Genomic DNA, 26,981 nt, shown 5'->3' on the forward strand with positions numbered 1-26,981 from the left:
CACTCCGGGCCGCAGGAGCGCATCGACCTCGACTTCCTCTATCCCTCGCTGGAGCCGCCGGGCGCGCCGAAGCACGTCACCGTCGATACGGTGGAGACGGCGGTGCAATCGATCGACCGCATCTTCCTGTCGATCGCGGCCCATCACGATGCGCTCGCGCCCGAGCAGCGGACCGCCACGATCTATCCGCGCTACCTCGACCAGGCCGCGGCGGTGCCCGTGGACGGGCTGACCATGCGGATGTTCCGCACCGATACGCCCTATGGCAGCGAGGATTTCTATTCCGCCGCAAGCCCCGCGCTGACCGCGCGCTGCACCCGCGATGCGGCGACGCCCGGCATGTGCCTGTCGGAACGCCGCGTCGGCGGCGCCGACCTCACCTTCCGCTTTCCGCGCAGCTGGCTGTCGCAATGGCGTGACGTGGCGGAGGCGATGGAGAAACTGACCGCGCAGCTGCGCGGGCCGAAGGGCTGAACACGGCCGCGCGCCCTGGCTCCGAAAGCTAAAACTGCGAAAACAACCCCATGCACAGTAGCAAGGGCTTGACACTATTCGTATTTTCCGAAGGAAATTTGGAGCGGTTTGGCAATGACGGCGTGGAAAGAGCGCGCCTCAATCTCGGTGCGTGCCCCGGACGCAGCGCAGCGTCTCTTCGACGGTGCGCTGCAGAGCCGGGCCCATGTTGCAGAGGCGCCGTTGAGCTTCTGGGTCCCGGCTCTGCACTGCAACGCTAAAGGCGTTGCAGTGCGTCCGGGGACACGAGAGCCCTCAGAAACTATTCCTGATCGACGAGATCGTCCTCGAGGATCGCCATCTGGAACTGGAACGAGCGATCATCGTCCTCGTCGTCGACGAAGAGCACGCCGATGAACTCCTCGCCGATATAGACTTCGGCGGAATCGTCCTTCTTCGGCCGCGGCACGACGCGGATCTTGGGATTGCCGAATACGCGCTTCAGATATGCGTCGAGCTTTCTGACTTCTTTGACGTCCACGGCAAGTCTCCGATCGAAAATGGTCGGCGGGTTTTAGGACGAGATGCGGCGAACCGCCAGCATGAATTGCCAAAGAATTTGGGAATCGAAAGGGCCGGAAAATCCGGCCCTTGCACGCGAGCTCAGAGCCCCATCGCGTTGATCATCTGGTCCATGGTGCGCGACGGCTCGGCGCAGCCGGCTTCCCCCACGATCTTGGCGGGGACGCCAGCGACCGTGACGTTGTGCGGCACGGGCTTGACCACGACCGAGCCGGCGGCGATGCGCGCGCAATGGCCGATCTCGATATTGCCGAGGATCTTCGCGCCGGCGCCGATCAGCACGCCGTGGCGGATCTTGGGATGACGATCCTCGTTCTCCTTGCCGGTGCCGCCGAGCGTGACGCCGTGCAGGATCGAGACGTCGTCCTCGATGATCGCGGTCTCGCCGCAGACGAAGCCGGTGGCGTGATCGAGGAAGATGCCGCGGCCGATGCGCGCGGCGGGATTGATGTCGGTCTGGAACACCGCGGAGGCGCGGCTCTGCAGATAGTACGAGAAGTCCTGGCGGCCGCGCAGATAAAGCCAATGCGCGAGGCGATGAGTCTGGATCGCGTGAAAGCCCTTGAAGTAGAGCAAGGGATCGATGAAGCGCGAGGTCGCGGGATCGCGGTCGTAGACGGCCACGAGATCGGCGCGGAAGGCGTTGCCGATGTCAGGGTCGTCGCGCAGCGCGTCCATATAGGCCTGGCGCACCAGATCGCCCGACAGCGCGGAATGATCGAGCCGCTCGGCGACGCGATGGATCACCGAATCTTCCAGGCGGCTGTGATGCAGCACCGACGAATAGATGAAGGTCGCAAGCTCGGGCTCGCGACGGACGATGTCCTCCGCTTCGCCCCGGATCCGATCCCAGATCGGATCGAGCGATGCGAGCTTTCCTCCCGGATTGACCTGATGCACTGCCATGGATCTGCTCTTTGGAATTTGCTCTTTCGAATGAGCCCGCGTTACCGGCTCTATAGCATAGTCTAGGCGACAAAGTCCCGATGGGCTTGCCTGAGAGTGAACAGCATCTTGCCCCGCGAAGGCATACCAAGACGTTGAAACACAACGGTTTCTTCTGAGGCCCCCAAGCGGCAGGTCGGCTCAAAGTGGTCAGAGTTTTGCCAAATTCAAGCCGGGCGGCGTCAAACTATTGGTGAATTCTCTGCCGAGCGTTATTGCGGGCATGGTCGACAGGCGAGGACGGGGCCGGATTTGAGCATCACCACTGATCAATTGCGCGCGCGCGCCGCAGGTGGGCTTTGGCTGCGTCTGGCGGCGGTGGCCCTGCCGCTGCTGATGATCGCGCCGGCGTTCTGGAACGGCTATCCGCTGTTGCAATGGGATACCGGCGGCTATCTGGCGCGCTGGTATGAGGGTTATCTCGTCCCCAGCCGCTCCACGGTGTTCGGCCTCTATCTGCATTATGGCGAGAGCTTTGGTTTCTGGATCAACCTCGCGGTGCAGTCGCTGGCGACGCTGTGGCTGTTGCAGCTCACGCTGCGCGTGCTGTCGATGATGCAGACCTTCCGCTTCGTCGCGATCAGCCTGTGCCTGATTTTGTCGACCGCACTGCCCTGGCTCGCCAGCATGCTGCTCACCGACATCTTTGCCGGGCTGTCGATCCTATCGCTGTTCCTGCTGGTCGTCGGCGCAGGCCGCACCTCGGCGCTGGAAAAGATCGCGCTGTTCGTCTTCACCGCCTTTGCCGCGGCGACCCACAGCGCCACGCTCGGCGTGCTGCTCGGGCTTTGCGTCGCGGGCTGGATGGCGCGGCCGTTCCTGAAAGAGCGCCTGCCGCTCGCTGGCCTGACGCAGGCGAGCCTCACTATTGTTGCGGGCGCGGTGATGCTGGTCTCGGCGAATTATGCATTGTCCGGCAAGGTCGCCTGGACGCCCGGCGGCTACGGCGTCGCCTTCGGCCGCATGATGCAGGATGGCATCGTCGCGCGTTACCTGAACGACCACTGCCCGCGCGAGCGCTACAAGCTGTGCCCGTATCGCAACGAGCTGCCGGCGACCGCCGACGAGTTCCTGTGGGGCAACAGCATGTTCAACACGCTCGGCCGCTTCGACGGCATGAACGACGAGATGGGTTACATCGTCGTGCAGTCGCTGAGGGAATATCCGGCCTGGCAGGCCGGCGCGGCGCTCCGCGCGATGGGGCAGCAATTGCTGCATGTCGCGACCGGCGAAGGCACCAATGGCTGGATCCCGCACACCCGCGGCATCATCGAGCGCTATATCCCCGCGCAAGTCCCGCCGATGCGCGCGGCGCGGCAACAGAATTGGCAGCTCGACTTCACCGCGATCAACTGGCTGCACGTGCCGGTGGCGCTGGCCTCGATGCTGGCGCTGCTCGCACTGCTCGGCCATGCGCTCGCGAACCGCCGGCTCGACGACCTGACATTGCTGGCGGCGACCGTGGCGCTGGCCCTGCTCGGCAACGCCTTCATCTGCGCGGTGATCTCCGGCCCGCACGACCGCTACGGCGCACGGATGGTGTGGGTTGCGACGTTTGTGGTGTTGATGGCGGTGGGGCGGAGGTTTGGGGAGGATGGCAAGGCGGGGTGAGATCAGGATCAAGCGTCATCGCGCTTGGATTGGTAAGAGCAGTGATCGCCTTCATCGTAGCTGACCTACACGGCGATGCTCGCTAAGGGCCCTTCTGGCCCATTTGAGACGTCAAGACGACTTGCTTTCCTCAGAAGTTTCGTCAATATCGTCCACATGACTGTCTTCATCATCACTTTTGCGAACTTGTGGTGGCGCTCCACTTAGGAGCGGCACGGCTTTGTCATTACCCAACCGTCGCCGCCGTTCATCGGCTTGCGAGGTTGCTTTCATCAAAAGTCCGATCGAACGGCGGCTCCTAACCTGGAGAACCGCGATGCAAGATTCGTCAGCCACCCTCCCTGTTATCTTGACCGGCGACAGAACAACCGGACCGTTGCACCTAGGGCACTACGTCGGTTCGTTGAAGAACCGCGTTGCGCTACAGACAACCCACCGGCAGTACCTGCTGTTGGCGGATACCCAGGGACTCACCGACAACGCGCACAATCCCGGTCGGGTGCGTGACAACGTCCTTGAGATCGCGACAGACTACCTCGCTGTCGGCATCGACCCGAACCAGAGCACGATTTGTCTCCAATCGCATCTTCCGGCATTGGCCGATTTGACCGTGCTGTACATGAACTTTGTCACGGTGGCGCGGCTTGAGCGCAACCCAACCATCAAGGACGAAATTCAGGCGCGAGATTTCGGCAGAGATATTCCTGCAGGCTTTCTCTGCTATCCCGTCGCGCAGGCCGCAGACATCACCGGTTTCAAAGCGACGGTCGTCCCAGTTGGACAAGATCAAGCTCCATTGATTGAGCAAACCAATGAGGTTGTTCGACGCATCAATCGCCAAGCTGGCGTTGACGTGTTGCCAGAAGCCCACGCGCTTATTCCTCGCGTCGGACGTCTTCCCGGTATCGACGGCAAAGCCAAAATGAGCAAGTCGCAGGGCAATACTATTCAGCTATCTGCAACGGCCGATGAAATACGTGAGGCCGTCCGGAGTATGTTCACTGATCCAAACCATCTAAAGGCGTCCGATCCGGGTTGCGTCGAAGGCAACGTAGTCTTTACGTACTTGGATGCGTTCGACGAAGATGACATCACGGTCGAGGATTTGAAGGCACGCTATATCCATGGCGGTTTGGGCGACAGCATTGTCAAGAAGCGCCTGGAGGACGTGCTGCAGGCGCTTCTCGCGCCAATCCGAGACCGTCGCTGCGCACTGGCTCGTGATCCCGGCTATGTGCTGCAAGTCGTCAAACGCGGAACCGCGCGAGCGCGTGAGATAACAGATGCCACTTTGCGCGATGTTCGCGCTGCGCTTGGTCTATTCACCCTGAGCCCGTAGGATGGGTAGAGCGCCAGCGAAACCCATCAATCCGTTCGCCGCTGACGAAGCATGATGGGTTTCGCAAGGGCTCAACCCATCCTACGCGTGCTCGACTCAATGCGATCACGCCGCCTTGGCGAGCGCGATCAGCCGGAAATCTTCCAGCGCCGCGTGCCGATGCGGGGCGACTTCGCGCTGGTAGGTCTCGGTCTCGACGATCGAGCGGAAGGTGGCGAAATCGCCGTATTCATTGACTGCGGCTTCGTCCCAGCGCTCGCTTGGCGAGCCGACGAGGCTCGCCAGGACCGGGACGGAAAACATCCGCACGAGCGGCTTGCCGGCCGCGAGACGCCGGAATGCCGGCCTGTAGCGTTCATTGAAGGCTTCGCGGCCCGAGCAGGGTGCGGCGTCGAATCCGTCCTCGTAATGCGCCTGCGCGCGGTAGCGCAGCAGATTGAGCATGTAGAACGGCTGGCCGGGTGGAATCGCCCGCTCGGCGGCGTCGAGGGCTTGCAGGGTGATTTCGATGAGGTTCATGGGAGGTCCCGCGTTTCCAGCGCCGCAGAATGCGCGCTGACGCTTCCCATCTAGCCGTCCGGGAATGCCTCTTGTAGTGACTGCACAGCCATGACTATGTGGACTGCATGTCCACAACAACTTTGCCTCCCGATCTCTCGCGTCTCCTCGCCTTCGTCCGCGTCGTCGAGGCGGGCTCCTTCGCCGAAGCTGCGCGGCGAGCGGGGACGACCACCTCTGCAATGTCCAAGGCGGTCGCCCGCTTCGAAAAGGCTCACGGGTTGCGGCTCTTGCATCGCTCGACCCATTCGTTGGCGCTGACCGAAGAGGGCGACCGGCTGATGACGGCGGGGCGCGCGCTGGTCGAAAGCCTCGCCCGTGTCCAATCCGCGCTCGGCGACGTCACGCGCGACGATGGCGGACGGGTGCGCGTGACTGCCCCCGCCTCGTTCGCGCGCGCCTGCATCCTGCCGCGACTGCCTGCGTTCCTGCGGGAACGGCCGGAAATCGAGATCGAGGTCAAATTCCGCAACGAGATTCTCGATCTCGCGGCGGAAGGCGTCGACGTCGCGATCCGCTCGGGGCCGCTCGACCGCGCCCCCGGCCACCAGGCGCGGCGGCTTTGCACGTTCTCCTGGATCGCTTGCGCCTCGCCTGCCTATCTGAAGGCGCGCGGCGCGCCGGCCACGCCCTACGAGCTTTCCGCGCATGACCACGTCGGCTTCCGCAATCCCGCGAGCGGCCAGATCCTGACCTGGCGCTTCGCCGACCCGCGCGGCAAAGCCCCCATTCGCATCACGCCCAAGCCCAAGCACATTTGCGACGACGCGCACGCTTCGCTCGCTTTGGTCGCGAACGGGTTCGGGATCGGCTGGGGGCCGGCGTGGCTCGTTGGCGAAGACCTTCGCGCCGGCCGACTGGTCGAAGTGCTGGCGCCCTGGCGCGCACCTGGGGAACCCCTGTGGATGCTGCGCGCCTCCGGCCGCCGCCCGCCCCTGCGCACACAGCGCGTCATGTCGTTCCTCACCACGCTTCCCGCTGGGTTCAACGACAAGGCGGTGTGACGCATAGGCCGTCACCCGCGGCGTGCGAGGAAGTCGAGCACGCCGGTCTTGTAGACCTTGTCGCCGACCGCGCGCATGTGGTCGCGGTTGGGAATGTCGAGCACTTCCGAACCCGGGATGATGGCGCCGAGCGCGCTGGCACTTCCTGCGACATCGTCGGTCGAGCCGACCGCGATCAGCACGGGCACGTCGATCCGCGCGGCTTCCTCACGGGTCATGAGATCGCGCGTGCCGCGCAGGCACGCGGCGAGCGCACGATGATCGGAGCGGGTCTGGTCGGCGAACGCGCGAAACGTGCGGCCGACTGGATCGCTGACGTCATCCAGCGAGGGCGCCTCCAGCGCCTTGGCGACGTTCTCGCCGGGACCGGTGCCCTCGATCAGGCCGCCGATGCCGATGCCGCCGAGAATCGCCGAGCGCAGGCGCTGCGGCTCGTTGAGCGAGAGCCAGGCCGTCATCCGTCCGCCCATGGAATAGCCCATGATGTCGGCCTGCGGGATGGCGAGATGATCCATCAGCGCCAGCACGTCGCCGGCCATCACGGGAATCGAATATTGCGCGGGCTCGTAGAGTTTTGCGCTTTCGCCGTGGCCGCGATTGTCGAGCGCGATGACGCGGCGGCCGTTCTTGCGCAGCTCCGAGACCCAGGTCGGATAGACCCAGTTGACGTTCTTGCTGGAGGCAAAGCCGTGCACCAGGATGATCGGATCGCCCTCGCCTTCGTCGAGATAGGCAATTTCAACGGCGCCGTTGTGAAAGCTCGGCATCAGCAGTTCCGCAGGTCGTTGTGGGGAGTGATTGGTCTTAGAGCACGATCCGGAAAAGAGTGCAGCGGTTTTCCGGCAACATCATGCTCAAACAATAGCCCGAAGCGCGGCGCGCTTCAGGCCGTGGCGGCCGCGCTGGCCAGAGCGGCCTCGGCCGCGACCTGCGCCCTCTTGCGATCGCACCAGGCCTGGGTCAGGCGCTCGGTGGTCGCCTTGATGGACGACAGCAGGCCGAACAGCGTCAGCATCGCGCCGAACAGCCACATCGCCAGATCGAACGCGCCGCCGATCAGCAGCAGCGCGCCGCGGCCGAGCAGCTTCATGATCGCGCGCGTCTTGCCGCCCTGGGCTTCCGCAAGCCGCGTGGCGCGCGCGACGTCCTTCGGGCCTTCGGCGATGCGCAGCGTGTCCATCGCCCCGCGCGTGCCGGTCTTCTCGGCGACGCGCGTGACGTCCTTGCCGAGCCGGACCAGTGCGCCGGCCTTCTCGGCGCGGAACGCGGCCCTGATCGCGCTGACGGTCTCGCCCGGGCGGAACACGGAGCCCTTGGGCACCGCGTTCTGCAGCATCGGAGTATCGACGACCTCGCGCGCGGAACGTCCGGCCCAGGCCGCAAGGCCCTCACCGAGCCGCCCCACCTTTCGGGCATCCTTGACCAGCGTCAGTCCGGCGCGCACGGGCGCAGCGCCACCGACGGAGACATAGGTGATCGCCGTCACCGCAAGGCCGGCCGTCGCGAGGCCGAGCACCAGGCGATCGGTGTCCTCGCCCATGGCGAGGTGCTTGCCCTCCCGCACGACGTCCCTGATGTCGCCGATCACGAAGAGATCCCCGGCCACCGTCCCGGACAGGCTGGCGACGTCGTCGGCATTGCCGGTGACGAGGCCGGTGGCAAAGCGCTTGGCGAACTGCGTGGTGGAAGTCTCGTCCTTGACCGCGTCGCTGACGCGGCTCAGGAGGTCGTCCGGCAACGCGATGTTCCGGTCGCGCGCGAGCGCCACGAAACTGTCGGCGAGATCGGCATCGCCGGCGGCGAGCGCGGCCTCGATGTTGTCCTGAACCAGGCGATCATTCCGCAGCGCTCGATCGAGCTGCAGTTCGGAGAGCGCGGCCGGATCGTCCTGGGCGGCGAAGATCGCACCGGCTTCCCGGGCGTGCGGCGCGACCTGCGCGAGCAGGAAGCTGCACGCCGCGATACCGGTCAACGCTGTGCTGATTCGCAGCCATTTCATGCGGCAAGCCCGGACGGTCCTGAAATCGTTGACGATTGATTCGTCTTTGGTCGCAATCACGCTCGTCCGAGAGAGATAGTATGCCAAAATTGCGACACAACGTCCCCGACGAAAGAAGGGCTTCTCCAAGGCCCCAAGATTGTGTCGAATTTGCATGAGCAAATGAGCATGGGGCAATTGCGGAGCTTTCGGTTCCGCTGGACTAGCAATCATCTGCACCCGCCAGTATGGTCCGCGGCGCCTTAAAGATGCCGCGTCAGTTCTTGATTGTGTCTGCCGCCATTGCCACTCCAGGATGAGTTACGATGTCCGACCATGTCGTCCCGCACTTCCACAACGATGCCGGTGTCCCCGTCATCGAGATCGGCTCGCAAGAGTTCATGTGCGTGGGCGCCAACCCTCCGTTCGACCATCCGCACGTCTTCCTCGACCTCGGCAACGACAACGAGATCATCTGCCCCTATTGCTCGACGCTGTACCGCTTCGCGGCCGACCTGAAGGCGGGCGAAGCCCGCCCGCCGGAATGCGTCCTGAAGGACAAGGTGGCCTGACCGCGTCCACCGGTCAGCGGTGGCGCTCTCCCGAACGATCGTCATCGCCGGTGCCGGCATCGGTGGACTGACGGCCGCGCTGGCGCTCGCCGCCCGCGGTTTCCGCATCGTCGTGCTGGAAAAGGCCGAGCGCCTCGAGGAAGTCGGCGCCGGCCTGCAGCTCTCCCCCAATGCCAGCCGCGTGCTGGTCGAGCTTGGCCTGACCGAGCGCCTCAAGCTGCGCGCCGTCGTCCCGGAAGCGGTCTCGATCATGAGTGCGCGGGCCGGCGGCGAGCTGCTGCGCATGCCGCTCGGTGAAGCCGCCTCGCTGCGGGCCGGCGCGCCCTATTGGGTCGTGCACCGCGCCGATTTGCAATCGGCGCTATCAGGCGCCGTTGCCGATCATCCCGACATCGACCTGAAGCTGGGCGCGACCTTCGAGGACGTCGCGCCTCATGCCAAGGGACTGACCGTGGTCCATCGCAGCGGCACGATCCGCCGCAGCGATCTCGCCAGCGCGCTGATCGGCGCCGACGGCATCTGGTCGACGGTCCGCCAGCATCTGTTTCCCGAGGTGCAGCCACGCTTCTCCGGGCTGATCGCCTGGCGCGGCACGCTGGACGCCACGCAACTGCCGAAGGACTACACCGCGCGCCGGGTGCAGCTGTGGATGGGGCCGAATGCCCATCTCGTCGCCTATCCGATCGCTGGCGGACGCCAGATCAACGTGGTCGCGGTGCTGCCGGGCACCTGGAACAGGCCGGGCTGGAGCACGGCCGGCGATCCCCTGGAGGTGATGGACGCCTTCGCCGGCCCACGCTGGCCGCCGGCGGCGCGCATGATGCTCGCCACGGTCGACAGCTGGCGGAAATGGGCGCTGTTCGGCGTGCCCGACGGCTGCCCCTGGAGCAAGGGCCCGATCGGCCTGCTCGGCGATTCCGTGCACGCGATGCTGCCGTTCGCGGCGCAAGGCGCCGGCATGGCGATCGAGGACGCCGCCGTGCTCGCGCGGCATCTGAGCCTTGAATCCGCCGAGAGCATCGCGGGCATCACCGCGGCGCTGACGCAATACGGCCGCGCGCGCCAGGCGCGGGTGCGGCGGGTGCAGCGGACCGCGCGGCAGCAGGGCCGCATCTATCACCTGAGTGGGCCGCTTGCGGCCGCACGCGATCTGGCGATCCGCGCGCTCGGCCCCGACCGCATGCTGGCGCGGCAGGACTGGATCTACGGCTGGCGGCCGTGAGGCAAAGCGCAGCCGGCGCGGCGCGTCAGCGGGCCGCTCTACCGGACTTGGATCCGGATTTGGATGCCGGCTTGGCGGCGGCCGCGGGCGAGGACTCAGGCGGTGTCGCTTCGGGCGGCGATTCCCGGCACCTGTTGCGGCGCCAGGCGTCCTCGGCCAATTGGGCCTGCCCGCGCACCGCGACATAATCGTTGCGATAGGCGAGCTCGGACACCACCGCGCCCCCTGCCCCGGTCTCGGCCTTGTCCATCAGCGCTTGCAGATCGGCGGTGCGCTTGGCGAGCGCCTTGCGCTCACCCTCCAGCTGCTTGCAGTCGTACAATTCGTATTTGGCGGGATCGGCAAAGGCCGGTGCGACCGTCTCGCTCATGCTGGCGCAGCCGGACAACGCGGCGCCGCCCAGCAGCAGCGCGAGGAGCGCGCCAAAGCCGCGCGGGGAAGAAGCAAACGAAGCAGCCATGCCGGATCAATAGTCCCGTTGGATTGAGAATGCCTAAAGCAACACCCCGTGTCCGGATTGAGGCTTTGCCTTGTGCGCCCGGCTCGCTTAAGGAAGGACGTCCCCGGCCCACGCAAAGCACCAATTCCAGACGCCCGGGGATGGACTTAAGTGTTTGATCTCGTTGGATCAAGCGGGCATGGCGGAATTGGTAGACGCAAGGGACTTAAAATCCCTCGGTGCGCAAGCGCTGTGCCGGTTCGACCCCGGCTGCCCGCACCACGAGATTTGACGCCCCGCGCGTCCGGCGAGGCGCGATCAATCCGATGGATTGAGGGGCGCGGATTCGAATGCGCGTTGGAGCCCATCGTGTTCCTGCCGGACAGTTTCGATGTGCTGAATGGCATGACGCCGAGCATCGAAAGGAAACCTGCGCCGAGATGGAAGTCGCCGCGATCGAAGGCGAAGGCGAGAGCCGTCAACTTTAGGGCGATCGTGCCCCACATGTTCTTGAGAAATGCGGCGCTCACTGCTAACCCGGGCCAGAACAAAGCGCAGGCTCCATGGCTCAAACCTCCTTTCCCGCCCAGTCCACGACGGAAGGCCTGAAAGTCGGGGCCGATACATATTCGAGCGCGATCGCCGACGCACAGAATTACATGAACTGGGTCGTCGACCAGTTCCGCCCCTATCTGAAGGGCAGGATCGTCGAGGTCGGGTTCGGGCATGGGCTCTACAGCAGAGTGCTCGGAGAGCTCGGCGACTATTGCGGCGTGGATCACGACCGCGACAGCGTCGAGCGGGCCAGCGCTGCGATGCCCGACCGCAAGTTCGCCGTCTGCGACATTCTGGTCCGCGATCAGCTGAGTTCCCTGTTTCCTGATGGTGTCGATGCGGTCTTCACCATCAACGTGCTCGAGCACATCGAGGATGACGCCACGGCGGTTGCCAATCTGGTGCAGGTGCTCAAGCCCGGAGGCCACCTCCTGATCAGCGTTCCCGCCCTGATGCTGCTCTACAACGATCTCGATCGCCTGGCGGGACACTGCCGCCGCTACACCACGACACGCCTCGCCAAGCTGCTCGCCGATCAACCGGTCGAGCTGGTGCGGCTGAACTATTTCAATCCGATCGGCGGGCTTGGGTGGCTCGCCAATCGCCTGAAGCGGCATCAGTCGTTGAACGATGCCGCCGTCAACGGGCAGATCGCCCTGTTCGACAAATATGCCGTGCCGCTGTCGCGAGCGCTCGATCCGCTCTCGCGCAGCTTCTTCGGGCAATCCGTCACCTGCATTGCGCGACGCCTATGATCTCGGTCGTCATTCCGGCGCTCAACGAGCGCAACGGCATCGTCGAAACCATTGACCGGGCCAAGGCGGCTCTCGATGGCGCTCAGCTCACTCCCTATGAGATCGTCATCGTCGACGATGGTTCGGCCGACGGCACCGGCGAGCTCGCCGAACAGGCGGGAGCAAAGGTGCTCCGGCATCCCCACAACATCGGCTATGGCCGCTCGCTGAAGGACGGCATTCGCGCCGCGACCTACGACACGATCGTCATCAGCGATGCCGACGGGTCTTATCCGATGGAGGCGATTCCGACACTGGTCGCCCGCTTCAACCAGGGCTTCGACATGGTCGTCGGCGCCCGGACCGGCCCCAATTATCGCGAGTCGATGCTGAAGTCGCCGCTCCGCGCAATCCTCAAGGCGATCGTCGAATTCACCGCCAACCGCGAGATTCCCGACATCAATTCCGGCCTGCGCGTGTTCGGCAAGCAGGTCGCGATCTCCTACTTCGAGCATGTCAGCGACCTCTTCAGCTTCACGACGTCGCTGACGCTCGCCTATATGATGAACGCGAAGTTCGTCGACTACATCGACATCGACTACAAGGAACGGATCGGCCGCTCCAAGGTGAACCTGTTCCGCGACTCCATCCGGACGCTGCAATACGTCCTCGAGGCCTGCACCTACTACAATCCGCTGAAGATCTTCGTGCTGCTGGCGATGATGTGCATGGCGCTCGCGCTGGTCTCGCTGATCGGCGGCATCATCCTGCAGCTCGTCAGCGCCTTCGTGCTCGGCGTCGGCGCGATCCTGCTCAGCATTCTCGTCGTCGCCATGGGACTGCTCGCGGTGCTGCTGAAGCAGATCATGAACCAGCGACCATGACCTCCCGCGGCAAGGGAACGCGATGTGCGGCATAGCGGGCATCTTTCATCGTGACGGCCGCCCCGCCGAGGCCCGCGCGGTTGCGGCGATGTCGGCGGCGCTGGTCCACCGCGGGCCGGACGGCGAGGGCAGCTGGCTGGACGGCCCGGTCGGCTTCGCCCACCGCCGGCTCGCCATCCGCGATCTCTCCGATGCCGGGCGCCAGCCGATGCTCGATGCGTCGGAGCGCATCGTCGTCACCTACAACGGGGAGATCTACAACGATCGCGAATTGCGCGGCGAGCTCGAACGATCGTTCGGCGTCCGGTTTCGCAGCAGCTGCGACACCGAGATCCTCCCTTATGCCTACCTCGCCTGGGGCGAGGCGATGTTCGAACGCCTGGAGGGCTTCTTCGCGATCGGCCTGTGGGATCGGAAGGAAGGCCGCCTGATCCTGGCGCGCGACGGCATCGGCATCAAGCCGCTGTATTATTCCGAAAGCGGCAGCCGCGTGCTGTTCGCGAGCGAGATCAAGGGACTGACCGCAAGCGGCGAGGTCGCCGCGCGGATCGACCCGGCATCGCTGCACACCTATCTCGCCGCGGGCCATCCGGGAACGCAACGGAGCCTGTACCAGGACATCAAGCAGGTCCCGCCCGGCACGATGATCGCTTTCACGGATCGGGAGCGGACCGAGCGGCGCTTCTGGCGGCCGGTGCGCGCGCCGGAGATCCGCGACCTCGATGACGCCGTCGACCGCCTGCAATCGACGATCGAGACCGTGGTGAAGAGCCAGATGGTGAGCGACGTGCCGCTCGCCGTGCTGCAGAGCGGCGGCATCGACAGTTCGCTGATCAGCCTCACGCTCGGCCGGCTCGGATTGAAACCGCCTTTGTTCACGGCCGGCTTCACCGAGAAGAGCCATGACGAGACCGCGGTGGCGCGCCAGATTGCCACGACCGCGGGCCTGCCGCTTCACGTCATCGACGGAGAAGCTGGCGAAGGCGCCGAGAGCGCGCTGCGCGCCGTGGCCTACCATTTCGACGGGCAATGCGCCGACACCGGCGCGCTCGGCTTCTATCACCTGGCCGGTGCGGTCCGGCGGCACTGCACGGTCGTGCTGTCCGGCGACGGCGGCGACGAATTCTTCGGCGGCTATGAAACTTACGCCGCGACCATGATGGCGGAGCGCGTGCGCCATGTCGTTCCGCGCCCCGTCGCAGGCCTCATCGGCCGTACAGCCTATGCATCCGTGCGCGGCAACGAGAAGCGGCTTCCGGCGGCAGCCCAGCTCGCCCGCTTTGCGCTCGGACTGGGTGAAGCCGGCACCAGCCCTCATTTGCAATGGCGACGCCTCGTTCCGCGCTTTCTGGCTGAAAAGATCTATGACGGCGAGATGACCGATCTGGCATCGGCCGATCCGTTCGCCGAATACGCCGAGTATTACGCCGAGCCGCACGCAAACGTGCTCGACCGCGCCTTGATCGCCGACCAGCGCTTCCATCTGCAAAGCGTCCTTGCGAAGGTCGATGCGATGAGCATGGCGCATTCGCTGGAGGTGCGCGTTCCCATTCTTGACCGGCGGGTGATGGACCTCGCGGGCACCATCGACACCTCGCTGCTCAATCCCTGGCCGAAGGGGGCGCCGAAATACGTGCTGCGCAAGCTCGCCGAGCGCCTGGGCATGCCGCACGAGGCGGCGTGGTCGCGCAAGCGAGGCTTCAACGTCCCCATTGCGCAACTGATGCGGAGCGGGCTGCGGACGATCTGCGAGCGCGTGCTCGACCGGGAGGCCGACGCGTTCGCACCGTTCCTGAAGCCCGATGCGATCCGGCTTCTGTGGAAGGAGCATCTCGACCGCAGAGCCGACAACGCATTCGCGTTGTGGCCGATCCTCACCATGGGAATCTGGCTGCAGGGGCTCGCCTGCCCCGCACCACGCTGAACGGACGAGGCCGGAAACGCGGGCATGCCAGACCTCAAGGAAGATACGATCAAGGATTTCGGCGAGCAATGGAGCGCGTTTCGCGACAACCCCGGCTATTACGGGTCCGCCGTCCTGCTCGCCGACCTGCTAGGCCCCCTCGTTGCGCTCGATGAGCTCAAGGACAAGACGATCGCCGATATCGGCAGCGGCTCGGGGCGCATCGTCAACATGCTGCTCGATGCCGGAGCCGGTCGCGTCGTCGCGGTCGAGCCGTCAGCCGCCATGGACGTGCTGAAGGACAACACGCAAGCGCGCAAGGACCGCATCGACTATCTGCAGATTCCCGGGGACCAATTGCCGCCCGACCTTGGACTGGACTACGTGGTTTCGATGGGCGTGTTGCATCACATCCCGGAGCCGGTCCCGGTGGTGCGCGCGGCGTTCGAGGCCTTGCGTCCCGGCGGGCGATGCATCGTCTGGCTCTACGGTTACGAAGGCAACGAGACCTATCTGTCGCTCGCGCTCCCCCTACGCAGGGTGACGGTGCTGTTGCCGCACCGCCTGCTCGTGGCGCTGTCCCACGTGCTGGAATGGGCGCTGACGACCTATATCGGGCTGTGCCGGATCGCGCCGCTGCCCATGCGTTCCTACATGCGTTCGGTGCTTGCCAAGTTTCCGCGCAGCGTCCGAAGGCTGACCATCTACGACCAGCTCAATCCCGCTTATGCCAAATACTACACCCGTGCAGAGGCGGAGGCGCTGCTCCCGGCCGGCGGATTTACGGATGTGAAGATCTATCATCGTCACGGCTATAGCTGGACGGTGTGCGGCACCCGGCAGGCCTGACGATCCGTTCTCGCGAGGCAAGGGTTCGTTTACCAAGCCGGCCTGCCGCGCGCGGAACCGGCCCCGCGCCATCAGCCTTTACCCCACCTTAGAGCGTATCCCGCTAAAGCGAATGCAGACCCAGGGACATGCAGGGCCTGGAGCGGCTGGCTGCGATGGTGAGAGCTCCGATGGACGCGCGCGAGGATTGGTCCCGATCCGGGATTGGCGATGCACAAGCCGCCTCCGAACGTCACTCGCACGGCGTCGAGGTCTACGTCTTCCTGATCGCCTTCCTCTGCGTGTTCTACCTGTCGAACGGACCGCTTCTGCTCGGCCATTATGATCTGGGCTGGCACCTCGCCGCCGGCGATCTGATCCGGCAGCGCGGCGAAGTCCCCTTCCAGGACCCGTGGGCGTTCACCCTCGGCGACAAGCGATGGTACAATCTGTCCTGGCTCTGGGACGTGATGGCCAGCGCGCTGTATCAGCACGCCGGCTTTGCCGGGATCGTCTTTCTGGTCGTCGCCAGCGGCGCGATCATCGCGGGTTACCTCGCCTTCTGCGGCCTGAGCAGCGGGGCATCGCCCGTGGCGGTCTGCATCGCAGTGTTCGCCGCCTGCCTGCTCTATCCCTGCTACGAAGCCTCGCCGAACATGTACCTGGCGGCATCGCCGAACATCGCGACCATGTTGTTCGCCGTCGTCTTCTACGGTGAATGCCTGCGGCGGCGGCATTGGTTCCTGTTGCCGCTGATGATGGTCGCCTGGGTCAATCTGCATGGCGGCTTCATGCTCGCTTTTCCGATCCTCGGCGTGTTCGGCGGCATCGCCTTGCTGCGGCGGGATTGGGTAAATTTCCGGAACTACTGTTTCGCAGGCGTGGGGTGCTTCATCGCGATCTTCGCCAATCCGCTGGGATGGCATGTCTATGAGGGCGTGAGGGCGACGCTCGGTCATTTCGTCCAGGCCGACATCGGCGAATGGCGGTCCTACTTCTTCAACATGGAGCTGCCGGGAAGCCTTCCCGGCATCATCTATGCGCTGACATTCGTCGTCCTGGAGCTGCGCTACCGAAACTCCACGCGAGTTCCGCTCGAAGCGCGCCTGCTTGCGTGGCTCTTCCTGTTTCTGGGCCTCTATCAGTTCAGATACACCGCGTTCTTCTTCATGTTCTCGAGCGTCCCGATGGCGCTTCACATCGACCACCTGCTGCCGAAACGCATGTCCAGCTTCGAGGTCCGGCGCGCGATGCTGGCGGCAGGAATCGTCGGCATCCTGCTGCTGCCATTCACGTTCATGCAGGTAAGACCGGCTCTCGCATTGCCCGACATGCTCTCGGAGGACGATGCGCGCTATCTCGAGGCGCACGCCTCGCACGCACACCTCTTGAACCACTGGAATGTCGGCGGGCTCCTGATCTTCAGGACGCGGGGATCGGTGCCCGTCTTCGTCGACGGCCGGGCGGCGACCGCCTACCCGGACGAATTGCTGCGCGACTATCTCAGCCTGGTTCGGTGGGACATCGACGCGGCCAGCTGGGACAAGGTGATCGGCAAGTACGGGATCAATGCGGTGCTCTGGGTCAGGGCGCATGACCCGCTGCGGCACTTCCTGGTCAGCGAGAGAGGCTGGAAAGAGGAATACACCGGCACCTATGTCAGCCTCTACACGAGGCAAGAGGCCGCCCCCCGGTGAGATCAGACCTGCTGGGGCCCGCGCCACGATGCCGGGCTGCCCGAAGATCCGCGCGGCAGCAGCAGCCAGAAACAGATCAGCGCGATCGCAAGCTGGCTGAACCCGTCCATGAACACGCCCGAGACCGACGCCAGGGTCGGGATGGCGATCGCGACCGTCAGCACGGCCGCCATCAACGCCGCGGGCAGATCGACGACGAGAATGGCGGCGTACAGCGCCACCTCGAAGAAGGCGTATTCCTTCAATCTGGGCGCGCAGAGATAGAGCGCGTACATCGCGAGCACAGTGATGCGCATCGCGGCGTCGGGATGATCGACCAGCCAGTCGTCGAGCATCTGAAGTAGCGAAGTCTTGCGAGTCGGGCGCGATGCGCCGATCATGCGCCACACCGAGATCGCGAATGGCGCGAGCACGAGTGCGATTGCGATCAGGCCATAGAGGGCGGCCACGACCGGCTTGCTGCCGGCGAGCCCGATACGGTCCGCCAGCGACAGCGCGAGGAAGAGAAGCGAGGGATTGACCTCGTTCCCCGGCGAATGCTGTCCGGGGATCTGGCCGAAGATCGCGCTCAGCCAGCTCTTGAACAGGTCCGGATAGATCAGCAGCGAAGCCAGGATCGGCAGCACGAACATGCCGGCTGCGACGGCGATCAGGACAAGCTTGCGAGCTCTCGGTTGCGGCAGGAAATAGAGCGCGGCAAGAACCGGGAAGAACACCAGCTTGAACGAGGTGACGAGGCCGAGCAAGGCCGCACCGGCGAGCTGCGGTGCGAGGCTGGTGCTGCCGTCGCGCCCGGATTGCACAGGACGTAGCAACAAGGCCAGCGATGCCGCCGTCAACAGGCCGCTCAGGATTGCAAAATTGCCGGTCGCGATGATCCATTCGAAGCCGAGGAAACCACCGAGCGCGAACAGGCTCCGCAGCGCGACCTCCCTCAAACCCGGCCGCGACTTGCCGAGACCGGGTAGCAGCAGCGCCGAGATCAGCGCGAGGACGAGATAGATCGGCTTGTAATGCGCGACGAGAAAGCCGCCGGCGCAAGCCGGCCGGAAGGCATCGAGCGTCACCGGAAGATAGGGATAGGAGAGCTTGGTGTCCTTCAGGTTCTTGACGTAATAGGAATCGAGCCCCTGGACGTGCGCATCGACCGCCGCGCAGTTCACCCGCGCATCCCAGCCGAACGTCTCGTCCATGCCCATATCGATGGCGACGAGCGTTGCGACCAGCACCGCCAGCGCCAGGACAAAGCGGGTCATCCAGTTGCCGCCCCGCGCATCGGCGGCAAGGGCCCCTCGGTCTCCGCCTTCCGCGGACGCGGTGACGTCAGTCATGGCTGTGCGCCCTCCAAGTCGAGCCGTTTCGGCTCCGCGCGAAAATCCTGCAGCAGGATCCAGAAGCACATCAGCGCGGCGATGAGCAGGATGAAAGTCCCCTCGATCGCGGTCCCTGCCAGCGAGATCATCGAGGGAGCAAGCAGGCCCATGGCGAGAAAGGCGGCGAGCGGACGGACCGGCAGGTCGACGACGAGGATCGCGGCATAGAGCGCAAGCTCGAAGAAGCCGTATTCCTTGAGGCGCGGCGAGCAGAGATAGAGTGCAAACATCGCCAGCACCGTGATGCGCGTGGCCGCGCGGGGATGATCCATCAGCCAACGGTCGAGCTGCAGCAGGCGCGAGCCCCCTTCCCGCACGGGCCGGTCCGCAGCCACGCGCAGGACGGACAAGGCGAACGGCACGAGCACGAGGGCGAGTGCCGCGAGCGCATAGGTTGCGAGCACGGCGGGCCTGCCATGGATGCCGGCGTGCTCCATCAGGCTCTGCGCGAGCAGCAGCAGGGACGGATTGACCTCCACGAGATCGACCGAGTGCTGACCGGGAATCTGTCCCGCAATCGCAAGCAGCCAGCTCGCGAACAGATCTGGGTACGACAGCCGCGAGATCAGGATCGGCACGGCGAAGCTGAACGCCGCCACGGCGATCAGCACCAGCTTGCGTCCACGCGGCAGCGGCAGAAAATAGAGCGCAGCCAGCACGGGGAAGAACACCAGCTTGAACGACGTCACAAGGCCAAGCAGCGCAGCGCCGGCGAGGCGCAAGGCAAAGCTTGGGTCCGCCGACGCTCCGTCGGCCGGCGCGCGCAGCAGAAGCATCAACGCGATCGTGGTCAGCACCCCGCTCAGGATCGCGAAGTTTCCGGACACGTGCACCCATTCGAAACCGACGAAAGCGCCGAGCGCGCACAGCACCCTGAGCGCAACGTCGCGCGCACGCGTGCGCGTTCGGCCGAGACCGGGCAAGAGCAGCCCGCAGAGCACCGCGAGCACGAAATAGACGGCCATATAGTGACCGGCGAAAAGACCACCCGTGCAGAACGGGCGGAAGACATCCAGCGTCACCGGCAAATAGGGATAGGAGAGCGTGGTGACCTTCAGGTTCTTGACGAAATAGGGATCGAGCCCCCTGGCATGCGCATCGACCGCCGCGCAATTGACGTGAAGATCCCAGCCATAGTTCAGATCGAGCCGGGCATAATTGGCGATATTGCCGAGCACCAACAGCGCCGTCAGCGCGATCAGGCAGGCCAGCCAGGTCCTTCGCCCCGCAGCCGGGTCGGTCGAGACTCCCAACCATCGTGCTGCATCGGTCACGTCGGACACAAACGGATACCTTTCGGCCTGGTTCGATGGGGCGCCGCATTGGCGCCGGCAATCAGCCGCCACAGTGGACAGGATGCGTTTCCGTTTCATCCCGCGGGATCGAACAGCCTCGTCCGGCGCCGAGCTTTAAGCTGGAATGGTGAATCACCGGTTTCCGGACCATCGCAAGGTTGCGCTTCGGGGCGGCCCGGCGGGTCTGACTCCCCCTCACCAATTCTTGTTCGCCCCTGTTCCGCCTGCCAGCCATCCCGAAACATGGGTTGTGCAATGCAGCATAGGCGATGGATAAAGTCGCTCGATTTCAGAGGTGAACTTCTTGTCCGACGTCAATGCCGATTCATGGGTGTCCTCTGGACACCGCCCCATGGACTTTCCAGAATTTGTCATCGTGATCGCGTCCATCATGGCGCTGAATCCGCTTGCGATGGACATGATGCTGCCGGCTCTGCCCAATATCGGGGCAGCCTTCAAGATTCCCGTCGCCAACCATCTCCAGCTGGTGCTGTCGACCTTCCTGATGGGTTTCGGCGCGGGCCAGTTCATCATGGGACCGCTGTCAGACCGGTTCGGGCGACGCCCGGTGCTGCTCGGCGGAATGACGGTCTATGCCATCGCGAGCGTGCTGGCGATCGCCGCGCCCTCGTTCGAAACATTGTTGCTGGCGCGCGCGCTGCAGGGATTTGGCACCGCGGCGACACGTGTGATCGCGACCTCGATCGTGCGCGATTGCTATGTCGGCCGCAGGATGGCGAGCGTGATGTCGCTTGCGATGATGGTGTTCATCGCGGTGCCCGTGGTTGCGCCGTCGTTCGGACAGGCGGTGCTGCTGGTGTCGCAATGGCGGGGCATCTTCATCGTGCTGGCACTGTATGGCCTGCTCGCCCTCGCCTGGAGCGTGCTGCGTCTGCCGGAGACTTTGCCCGAGTCTGAACGCAGGTCGCTTGCTCCTGCCGATATACTTTCCGCCTTCCGACAGACCCTGACCAATCGGCAGACCATCGGCTACGCGATGGCCGCAGGCAGCGTCATGGGGGCGCTGTTCGCCTATGTGTTCTCGGCGCAGCAGGTCTTCACCGGCATTTACCACCTCGGTCATTATTTCCCTCTCGCCTTCGCCGCAATCGCGACCGGCGTCGCCATTGCCGGTTTCCTCAATGCGCGACTTGTCGGTCGGCTGGGCATGCGCGTGATCTCCCACGGCGCGCTGACGCTTTATGCCGTCGTAGCATCGATCCTCCTCATCACGGAAAGCCTGAACATGCTGCCGCTCGCCCTGTTCATGGCGCTCTCGGCCTTGATGATGTTCTCGTTCGGCATGATGGTCGCGAACTTCACTGCGCTCGCCATGGAGCCGCAGGGCCACATCGCCGGCACCGCCTCCTCGCTCTACGGCTCGATCACGACGCTGATCGGAATTGTGGTCGGCATGGCGATCGGACAAAGCTTCGACGGCACGCTGCTGCCGTTCTCGGTCGGCTTCTTCCTGTCGACGCTTGCCGCACTCGCGATCGTGCTGGTGGTCGAGAAGGGCCGGCTGTTCAAGCCGCATCACCACCCGATCGCTTGAGGAACTTCCCGGCGGCCGCGATGTTGTCCTGCAGCATTTCTGAGAGGCCGCTGCAATGGAACTGGAACACCGCGAAGATCACAGCGACGTAGAGCGGCAGCGGGCGGAACGTTCCGAACCCGGCACTGGGCCGGCTACCTTCACGACGCCTTTTGCCAGCGAGGGGCTCGAGCAGGTCCGCGACAGCCACTGCTGAGCAGGGCCGCTATTCGGTCGCGCGCCGGCTGGCGCTGAAATCGTCGGCGGCGCTGTTCGGGGTCGTGTCCCCAGGGCGCACCATCAACACAACCACCTCGCGCGTCAGACCCGGCCGGCCCCACAACGTGGCCTGCACGGTGAACTCACGCCTGACGACGTTTCCGTTCCGGGAGGACGCCCACTCCATCCATCGGGTGCAAAGCTCCTGGTCGCGAAAACAGAGCGCGGCCCAACCGCGCTCGAGCGGCGCCCTGCGCGGCAAGCCGAGCGTCGGCACGTACTCGAACGGGCCCGCATGAGGCGGATGATCGGCGCCGTAGAACGCGGTGGCGAAGGCCAGCGAACCATCACCGCTCACGGCGCTCAACGGCACGCCGGTCAGCTCCCGCCATGCGCGCGTCGCTTCTCCGGCCGCCGGAGCGTAGAGATTGCGCCCCTCCTCATAACCGCGATCGTTTCGGTAGACGGCATGGATCGGCGCGGCGATCAGGACGGCCGCGAGCCCGACGCCGGCCACGATCACGGTCAGGTTGACCGTGTAGAAGCGCTCGATCGGGTAGCTCGTGCCGCAGACCACGAGAATGGTGAACAGGAACAGGCCCTGCAACGCCCACAGCGACGGCAGATCAGTCCCCATCGCGAGTGAGGTCAGGATCGGCAGCACGATCGTGCCGATAGCGACGTAAAACAGAAGCCGCAGGCCCGGGCTCATCGCCGCGAAGTCGGACGGAAACTGCTTCAAGCGCGTTCCCGCGACGAGCACCCAGAACAGGACCGACATGCTCATCGCCGCCGCCAGCCCCAGCAGAAAGTTTCTCGCCTCGCCGAGCGACGTCGCAACGCTGCCGTTGGCATGCGCCAGCGCGTAGGTGAAAGTCGACGCGCCCGTTGTCCCGAGCCAATAGATGTGGGGTGATAGCGCGGCGAGCCCGACGACGACCGAGATCCAGGGCGAGGCGGAGGTGAAATAGGCGCGTCGCGCCGGGTGTGCCAGCGCGGCAAGCGCGAAGCTCGTGACGAGAAAGATCGAGTAATATTTGCCGACCATGGCCAGCGCGGTCGTGCATCCGACCGCGACAGCCCACAGCGGGGCCCGCGTCTCGAATGCGCGCAGGAAGCACCAGGTCGCCAGCGGCCAGGCCGCGAGCAGCACCGAATTGGCATTGAAGCGCTGGGCGTGGAATTGATAGATCGGCGTCAGCATCAGGAGCAAGAGCACCAGGATGCGCTTGTGCCCGGTCACGAATTGCCGCGCGATTTGATCGACGAAGATCAGCGCAAGCCCGGCATTGGCCATCGCCATCAACTGCAACGACCAGTCGCTGAGCGGGAAGATTGAGGTCCAGCCTGCGGCGATCCAGCCGCTCAGGGGCGGATGCTTGTGATAGCCCCAGGCGAAATGCCGCCCCAATGCCCAGGCCTCGAGGGTATCGGGGTGCAGGCCTCCGCCGGCATAGGCGATCGCCAGATAGAGCGTCCAGATCGCAACGAAGCAGCCGACGAGAAGGGGGACGGCCCAACCCGCCTCGACGCCATCCAGCCAACGCAGGAAAGGAAGCCGCCAACGCGCCGGGGCGCGATCGGACCGTTTGGCCATCGCCTGGAATGCAAAATCGATTGGCACGGGAATCGGACTAAGAAACGATGTGATGCGTAAGGACGACACATCTATTTCAAGATTGAAACAAATAGCAATGGCTGGAAATCAGAAGGGTTAAAAGCTTCCCCGTTCAAAGCTGACGCAGAGCTGACAAAACAGAGCGGCGCCGCTGAAGGCAGCGGCGCCGCTGGTAAAGACACAAAGGCACCCGTCTGCCTCCGCTTACTCGGACTTGTCGATATTCCAGAACACCGGCGTTGCGGGACCGTCGAGCACGCCGGTCAGCGATTTACGCCAGGCAGTCGGCACCTGATACTGGCCGAGCGGCATGTAGAGCACCTGATCGTAAGCCTCCTTCTGGATCTCGGTCGCGATCTTCTTTCGCTCCTCGAGCGAGGCGGCGCGAGCGAAGGCATCCTTGAGCTGCTCGATCTTGGCGTCCTCCGCCCAGCCGAACCAGCCGCCCTTCTTGCCCTGCCCGCCGACGGCGACGTTGGTGATCGGATTGTCCGCGTCGGCGCTGACCCAGTTGGTGATGAACATGTTCCAGCCGCCCTCCTTCGGGGGCTTCTGGCTGGCGCGCCGGCTCACCACGGTCTGCCAGTCGGTCGCCTGCAGGTCGACCTTGAAGCCGGCCTCGCGCAGCTGCTGCGCGACGACGATGGGTTGCGCCTTCAGCGTCAGCACGTCGCCCGGCGCCATCAGCACGACAGGTGTTCCGTCATAGCCGGATTCGGCCAGCGCCTTCCGGGCCGCGGCCATGTCGCCTCCCTTCGCCAGCGTCTCTCCGCCAACCTCCGTCGCGAACGGCGTGTCGCAGATGAAGGCGGCCGCGCAGGTCTTGTAATATTTGGGATCGCCGATCAGGGCATCGAGCACGTCCTTCTGCTTGACCGCCAGAAACGCCGCGCGGCGAACCTTGACGTTGTCGAAGGGCGGATGAAGGAAGTTCATCCGTGCGCCCGTCTGGAATCCGAACTTGTTCAGGATCTCGAGCTTGAGTCCCTTGTCGGCCTCGATGGCGGGCACCATCTCGATGGCGGGATTCTCCATGAAATCGACGTCGCCCGACTGCAGCGCGTTCAACGCGGTCTGCGCGTCCGGCATCGTGATCCATTCGACGCGGTCGACCTTCACCACCTTGCCGCCTGCAGTCCAGCTCGCCGGCTCCTTGCGCGGCACGTAATCGGTGTTCTTGACATAGATCGCCTTCACGCCGGGCTGGAATTCCGACGCCACGAACTTGAAGGGGCCGGAGCCGATCTGCTCGGGAATCTGCTTGTCCACCGGCGTGTCGGCGAGGCGCTTCGGCATCATGAAAGCGACCCGCGAGGACGGCTTGCCGATCGATTCCAGCACCAGCGCGTAAGGCTCCTTCAGCTTCAGCGTGATGGTTTTGGAATCGGTCGCCTCGATGCTCGCGGTGAAGTCCATGAGCTTCTGGCCCATGCCGTCGACGGCCGCCCAGCGCTTCAGCGAAGCCACGCAATCTTCCGCGGTGACGGACGTCCCGTCATGCCACTTCAGCCCGTCGCGCAGCGTGAAGGTGTAGGTCAGCTTGTCGTCGGAGACCGTCCAGTCCGCCATCTGCGGCTGAACCTTGAAATTCGAATCGGTCGCGATGAGCGTGTCGTAGACCATGTAGCCATGGTCACGCGAAATATAGGCGCTGGTGAAGATCGGATCGAGGATCCGCAGATCCGAATGCATCACCGCGGTGATGGTCTTGCCTGCGGCAAAAACTGGCGAGGCCAGTGCCGAGAGTGTCGCGACCGAAAGCGCGAGCTTGGAGGCGAACGACCGACGCCCCCGACGCATGAGTTGGAACATTGACGTTCTCCTGGCGAGCGGCTGGCGCGCGGCGCCGCTGCTGACAGCGGCGCCGCGTAACGTTCGGGGTGAAAGGCGCGCGGTGCGCCTTTCCTCGATAGGACTGTCCCTTACTCGGACTTGTCGATGTTCCAGAACAGCGGTGTTGCCGGGCCGTCGAGCACGCCGGTCAGCGATTTGCGCCAGCCGCTCGGCAGCAGGTACTGCCCGAGCGGGATGTAGATCACCTGCTCATAGGCTTCCTTCTGGATGTCGGCGGCGATCTTCTTCTGCTCGTCGACCGAGGGCGCGCGGACGAAGGCGTCCTTGAGCTGCTCGATCTTGGGGTCTTCCGCCCAGCCGAACCAGCCGCCCTTCTTGCCCTGGCCGCCGATCGAGAGATTGGCGATCGGATTGGAGACGTCGGCCGCGACCCAGTTGGTGAAGAACATGTTCCAGCCGCCCTCCTTCGGGGGCTTCTGGCTGGCTCTGCGACTCACCACCGTCTGCCAATCGGTCGCCTGCAGGTCGACCTTGAAGCCGGCCTCGCGCAACAGCTGAGCCGCCACGATCGGCTGCGCCTTCAGCGTGGTGACGTCGCCGGGCGCCATGATCACGACCGGGGTGCCGTCGTAGCCGGACTCGGCGAGCGCCTTCTTGGCTTCCGCCATGCCGTTGCCCTTGATCAGGGTCTCGGCGCCGACATCGGTCGCGAACGGCGTGTCGCACACGAAGAAAGCACCGCAGATCTTCTGATACTTGGCATTGCCGACCAGGGCGTCGAGCACGTCCTTCTGGTTCATGGCCAGAAGCGCAGCACGCCGCACCTTCACGTTATCGAACGGCGGATAGAGGAAGTTCATCCGGCCGAGGGTCTGGAAGCCGAACTTGTTCGAGACCTCGATCGTGAGCTCCTTGTTCGCCTCCAGCACCGGCAGCATGTCGTAGGGCAGGTTCTCCATGAAGTCGATGTCGCCCGACTGCAACGCGTTCACCGCGGTCTGCGAGTCCGGCATGGTGATCCACTCGACGCGGTCGACCTTCGCCACCTTACCGCCGGAGGTCCAGCTCGCCGGCTCCTTGCGCGGCACGTAGTCGGTGTTCTTGACGTAGACCGCCTTCACGCCGGGCTGGAACTCCGAGGCCACGAACTTGAAGGGGCCGGAGCCGATCTGCTCGGGGATCTGCTTGTCCGCCGGCGTCTCGGCGAGGCGCTTCGGCATCATGAAGGCGACGCGCGAGGACGGCTTGCCGATGGAGTCCAGCACGAGGCCGTAGGGCTCCTTCAGCTTCAGCGTGATGGTCTTGGCGTCGGTCGCCTCGATGCTCGCGGTGAAGTCCATGAGCTTCTGGCCCATGCCGTCGACGGCGGCCCAGCGCTTCAGCGAAGCAACGCAATCTTCCGCCGTCACCGGTGCGCCGTCATGCCATTTCAGGCCGTCGCGCAGGGTGAAGGTGTAGGTCAGCTTGTCGTCGGAGATCTTCCAGTCCGCCATCTGCGGTTGGATCTTGAAGCTCGAATCGGGAGCAACGAGCGTGTCGTAGACCATGTAGCCATGGTCGCGCGTGATGTAGGCCGTGGTGAAGATCGGATCGATGATGCGCAGATCGGAATGCATCACCGCCGTGATAGTCTTGCCTGCTGCGAGCACGGGCGAAGCCAGCGCCGTCGAAAGCGCGACGACCGATAGCGCAAGTTTGGAGGCGAACGCGCGAGGCCCCCGGCGCATGAAGTGCAACATAAAAAGTGTCTCCTGACGTGAAACTGTTCAAAGGCAGGTTATTGATTGAGCATGTGGTTCATTCCCTAGGCGAACTAACCTCATGCAATGCCTTTATCTTTCGAG

General features: G+C 64.5%; 22 protein-coding genes, 1 tRNA gene and 1 pseudogene. 13 read left to right on the forward strand and 11 right to left on the reverse strand.

The window, feature by feature from the left end:
• A pseudogene (locus SE92_RS08100) lies at positions 1-474 on the forward strand (hypothetical protein); the annotation flags it as partial.
• Between the two features lie 301 nt (positions 475-775).
• Here SE92_RS08100 and SE92_RS08105 read toward each other — a convergent pair.
• Together SE92_RS08105 and cysE are read right to left on the reverse strand one after the other, a co-directional pair.
• Positions 776-994 carry a DUF3126 family protein gene (locus SE92_RS08105; RefSeq protein ID WP_007602550.1) on the reverse strand — a complete coding sequence of 73 codons (219 nt, stop codon included), beginning with the start codon at positions 992-994 and terminating at the stop codon, positions 776-778.
• A 122-nt stretch (positions 995-1,116) separates the two neighbouring features.
• The gene (gene cysE / locus SE92_RS08110; RefSeq protein ID WP_063195225.1) at positions 1,117-1,941 is read right to left on the reverse strand and encodes a serine O-acetyltransferase; all 825 of its coding nucleotides are present in this window, start codon (positions 1,939-1,941) and stop codon (positions 1,117-1,119) included.
• 291 nt (positions 1,942-2,232) lie between these two features.
• Between cysE and SE92_RS08115 the strand changes: the two genes are divergently transcribed.
• The gene (locus SE92_RS08115) at positions 2,233-3,591 is read left to right on the forward strand and encodes a hypothetical protein (RefSeq protein ID WP_063195226.1); all 1,359 of its coding nucleotides are present in this window, start codon (positions 2,233-2,235) and stop codon (positions 3,589-3,591) included.
• Positions 3,592-3,907: 316 nt separating this feature from the next.
• On the forward strand, positions 3,908-4,930 hold the full coding sequence (trpS, locus tag SE92_RS08120) for a tryptophan--tRNA ligase (protein WP_063195227.1): 1,023 nt from the start codon (positions 3,908-3,910) through the stop codon (positions 4,928-4,930).
• A 105-nt stretch (positions 4,931-5,035) separates the two neighbouring features.
• Here the strand turns inward: trpS and SE92_RS08125 are convergent, their stop codons facing one another.
• Positions 5,036-5,449, reverse strand: a complete 414-nt coding sequence (locus SE92_RS08125) for a hypothetical protein (protein WP_063195228.1) — start codon at positions 5,447-5,449, stop codon at positions 5,036-5,038.
• A gap of 107 nt (positions 5,450-5,556) precedes the next feature.
• Between SE92_RS08125 and SE92_RS08130 the strand changes: the two genes are divergently transcribed.
• Positions 5,557-6,492 (forward strand): LysR family transcriptional regulator, encoded by a 936-nt coding sequence (locus tag SE92_RS08130; RefSeq protein ID WP_063195229.1) that lies wholly within the window; start codon positions 5,557-5,559, stop codon positions 6,490-6,492.
• Between the two features lie 11 nt (positions 6,493-6,503).
• Here the strand turns inward: SE92_RS08130 and SE92_RS08135 are convergent, their stop codons facing one another.
• Positions 6,504-7,259, reverse strand: a complete 756-nt coding sequence (locus tag SE92_RS08135; protein ID WP_063195230.1) for an alpha/beta fold hydrolase — start codon at positions 7,257-7,259, stop codon at positions 6,504-6,506.
• Between the two features lie 116 nt (positions 7,260-7,375).
• A complete protein-coding gene (locus SE92_RS08140; RefSeq protein ID WP_063203401.1) occupies positions 7,376-8,491 on the reverse strand; it encodes a hypothetical protein in 1,116 nt (371 codons plus the stop codon).
• 305 nt (positions 8,492-8,796) lie between these two features.
• On the opposite strand from SE92_RS08140, the gene SE92_RS08145 reads away from it, so the two are divergent.
• On the forward strand, positions 8,797-9,042 hold the full coding sequence (locus SE92_RS08145) for a zinc-finger domain-containing protein (protein ID WP_007602543.1): 246 nt from the start codon (positions 8,797-8,799) through the stop codon (positions 9,040-9,042).
• Between the two features lie 19 nt (positions 9,043-9,061).
• Positions 9,062-10,264 (forward strand): FAD-dependent monooxygenase, encoded by a 1,203-nt coding sequence (locus SE92_RS08150; protein WP_063195231.1) that lies wholly within the window; start codon positions 9,062-9,064, stop codon positions 10,262-10,264.
• Positions 10,265-10,289: 25 nt separating this feature from the next.
• Here SE92_RS08150 and SE92_RS08155 read toward each other — a convergent pair whose 3' ends face one another.
• A complete protein-coding gene (locus SE92_RS08155) occupies positions 10,290-10,724 on the reverse strand; it encodes a hypothetical protein (RefSeq protein WP_063195232.1) in 435 nt (144 codons plus the stop codon).
• Positions 10,725-10,896: 172 nt separating this feature from the next.
• On the opposite strand from SE92_RS08155, the gene SE92_RS08160 reads away from it, so the two are divergent.
• The 6 genes from SE92_RS08160 to SE92_RS08185 all read left to right on the forward strand — a co-directional run bounded on the left by SE92_RS08160 (position 10,897) and on the right by SE92_RS08185 (position 17,304).
• A tRNA-Leu gene (locus SE92_RS08160) sits at positions 10,897-10,985 on the forward strand.
• A gap of 281 nt (positions 10,986-11,266) precedes the next feature.
• Complete coding sequence (locus SE92_RS08165; RefSeq protein WP_063195233.1) at positions 11,267-12,013, forward strand: class I SAM-dependent methyltransferase; 747 nt, start codon at positions 11,267-11,269, stop codon at positions 12,011-12,013.
• Positions 12,010-12,876, forward strand: coding sequence for a glycosyltransferase family 2 protein (locus tag SE92_RS08170; protein ID WP_063195234.1), 867 nt, complete (start codon positions 12,010-12,012; stop codon positions 12,874-12,876). The genes SE92_RS08165 and SE92_RS08170 overlap by 4 nt, the downstream gene beginning before the upstream one ends.
• A 22-nt stretch (positions 12,877-12,898) precedes the next feature.
• On the forward strand, positions 12,899-14,800 hold the full coding sequence (gene asnB / locus SE92_RS08175; RefSeq protein ID WP_063195235.1) for an asparagine synthase (glutamine-hydrolyzing): 1,902 nt from the start codon (positions 12,899-12,901) through the stop codon (positions 14,798-14,800).
• A 24-nt stretch (positions 14,801-14,824) separates the two neighbouring features.
• Complete coding sequence (locus tag SE92_RS08180; protein WP_063195236.1) at positions 14,825-15,628, forward strand: class I SAM-dependent methyltransferase; 804 nt, start codon at positions 14,825-14,827, stop codon at positions 15,626-15,628.
• A 170-nt stretch (positions 15,629-15,798) separates the two neighbouring features.
• Positions 15,799-17,304, forward strand: coding sequence for a hypothetical protein (locus tag SE92_RS08185; protein ID WP_063195237.1), 1,506 nt, complete (start codon positions 15,799-15,801; stop codon positions 17,302-17,304).
• 2 nt (positions 17,305-17,306) lie between these two features.
• Here the strand turns inward: SE92_RS08185 and SE92_RS08190 are convergent, their stop codons facing one another.
• Entirely contained in the window at positions 17,307-18,635 is a 1,329-nt protein-coding gene (locus tag SE92_RS08190; RefSeq protein WP_063195238.1) for a glycosyltransferase 87 family protein, read from the reverse strand.
• Positions 18,632-19,960: a hypothetical protein gene (locus tag SE92_RS08195; RefSeq protein ID WP_063195239.1), complete on the reverse strand. Its 1,329-nt coding sequence runs from the start codon at positions 19,958-19,960 to the stop codon at positions 18,632-18,634. Before SE92_RS08195 ends, SE92_RS08190 begins: the two co-directional genes overlap by 4 nt.
• 316 nt (positions 19,961-20,276) lie before the next feature.
• Between SE92_RS08195 and SE92_RS08200 the strand changes: the two genes are divergently transcribed.
• On the forward strand, positions 20,277-21,527 hold the full coding sequence (locus SE92_RS08200) for a multidrug effflux MFS transporter (protein ID WP_063203402.1): 1,251 nt from the start codon (positions 20,277-20,279) through the stop codon (positions 21,525-21,527).
• A 205-nt stretch (positions 21,528-21,732) separates the two neighbouring features.
• Here SE92_RS08200 and SE92_RS08205 read toward each other — a convergent pair whose 3' ends face one another.
• The 3 genes from SE92_RS08205 to SE92_RS08215 all read right to left on the reverse strand — a co-directional run bounded on the left by SE92_RS08205 (position 21,733) and on the right by SE92_RS08215 (position 26,876).
• Positions 21,733-23,322: a glycosyltransferase family 39 protein gene (locus SE92_RS08205; protein ID WP_084251961.1), complete on the reverse strand. Its 1,590-nt coding sequence runs from the start codon at positions 23,320-23,322 to the stop codon at positions 21,733-21,735.
• Positions 23,323-23,547: 225 nt separating this feature from the next.
• Positions 23,548-25,155 (reverse strand): ABC transporter substrate-binding protein, encoded by a 1,608-nt coding sequence (locus tag SE92_RS08210; protein WP_063195241.1) that lies wholly within the window; start codon positions 25,153-25,155, stop codon positions 23,548-23,550.
• 110 nt (positions 25,156-25,265) lie between these two features.
• Entirely contained in the window at positions 25,266-26,876 is a 1,611-nt protein-coding gene (locus tag SE92_RS08215; protein WP_063195242.1) for an ABC transporter substrate-binding protein, read from the reverse strand.
• Between the last annotated feature and the right edge of the window lie 105 nt (positions 26,877-26,981).

This window comes from Bradyrhizobium sp. AT1, assembly GCF_001590795.1.
Taxonomy (GTDB): Bacteria; Pseudomonadota; Alphaproteobacteria; order Rhizobiales; family Xanthobacteraceae; genus Bradyrhizobium.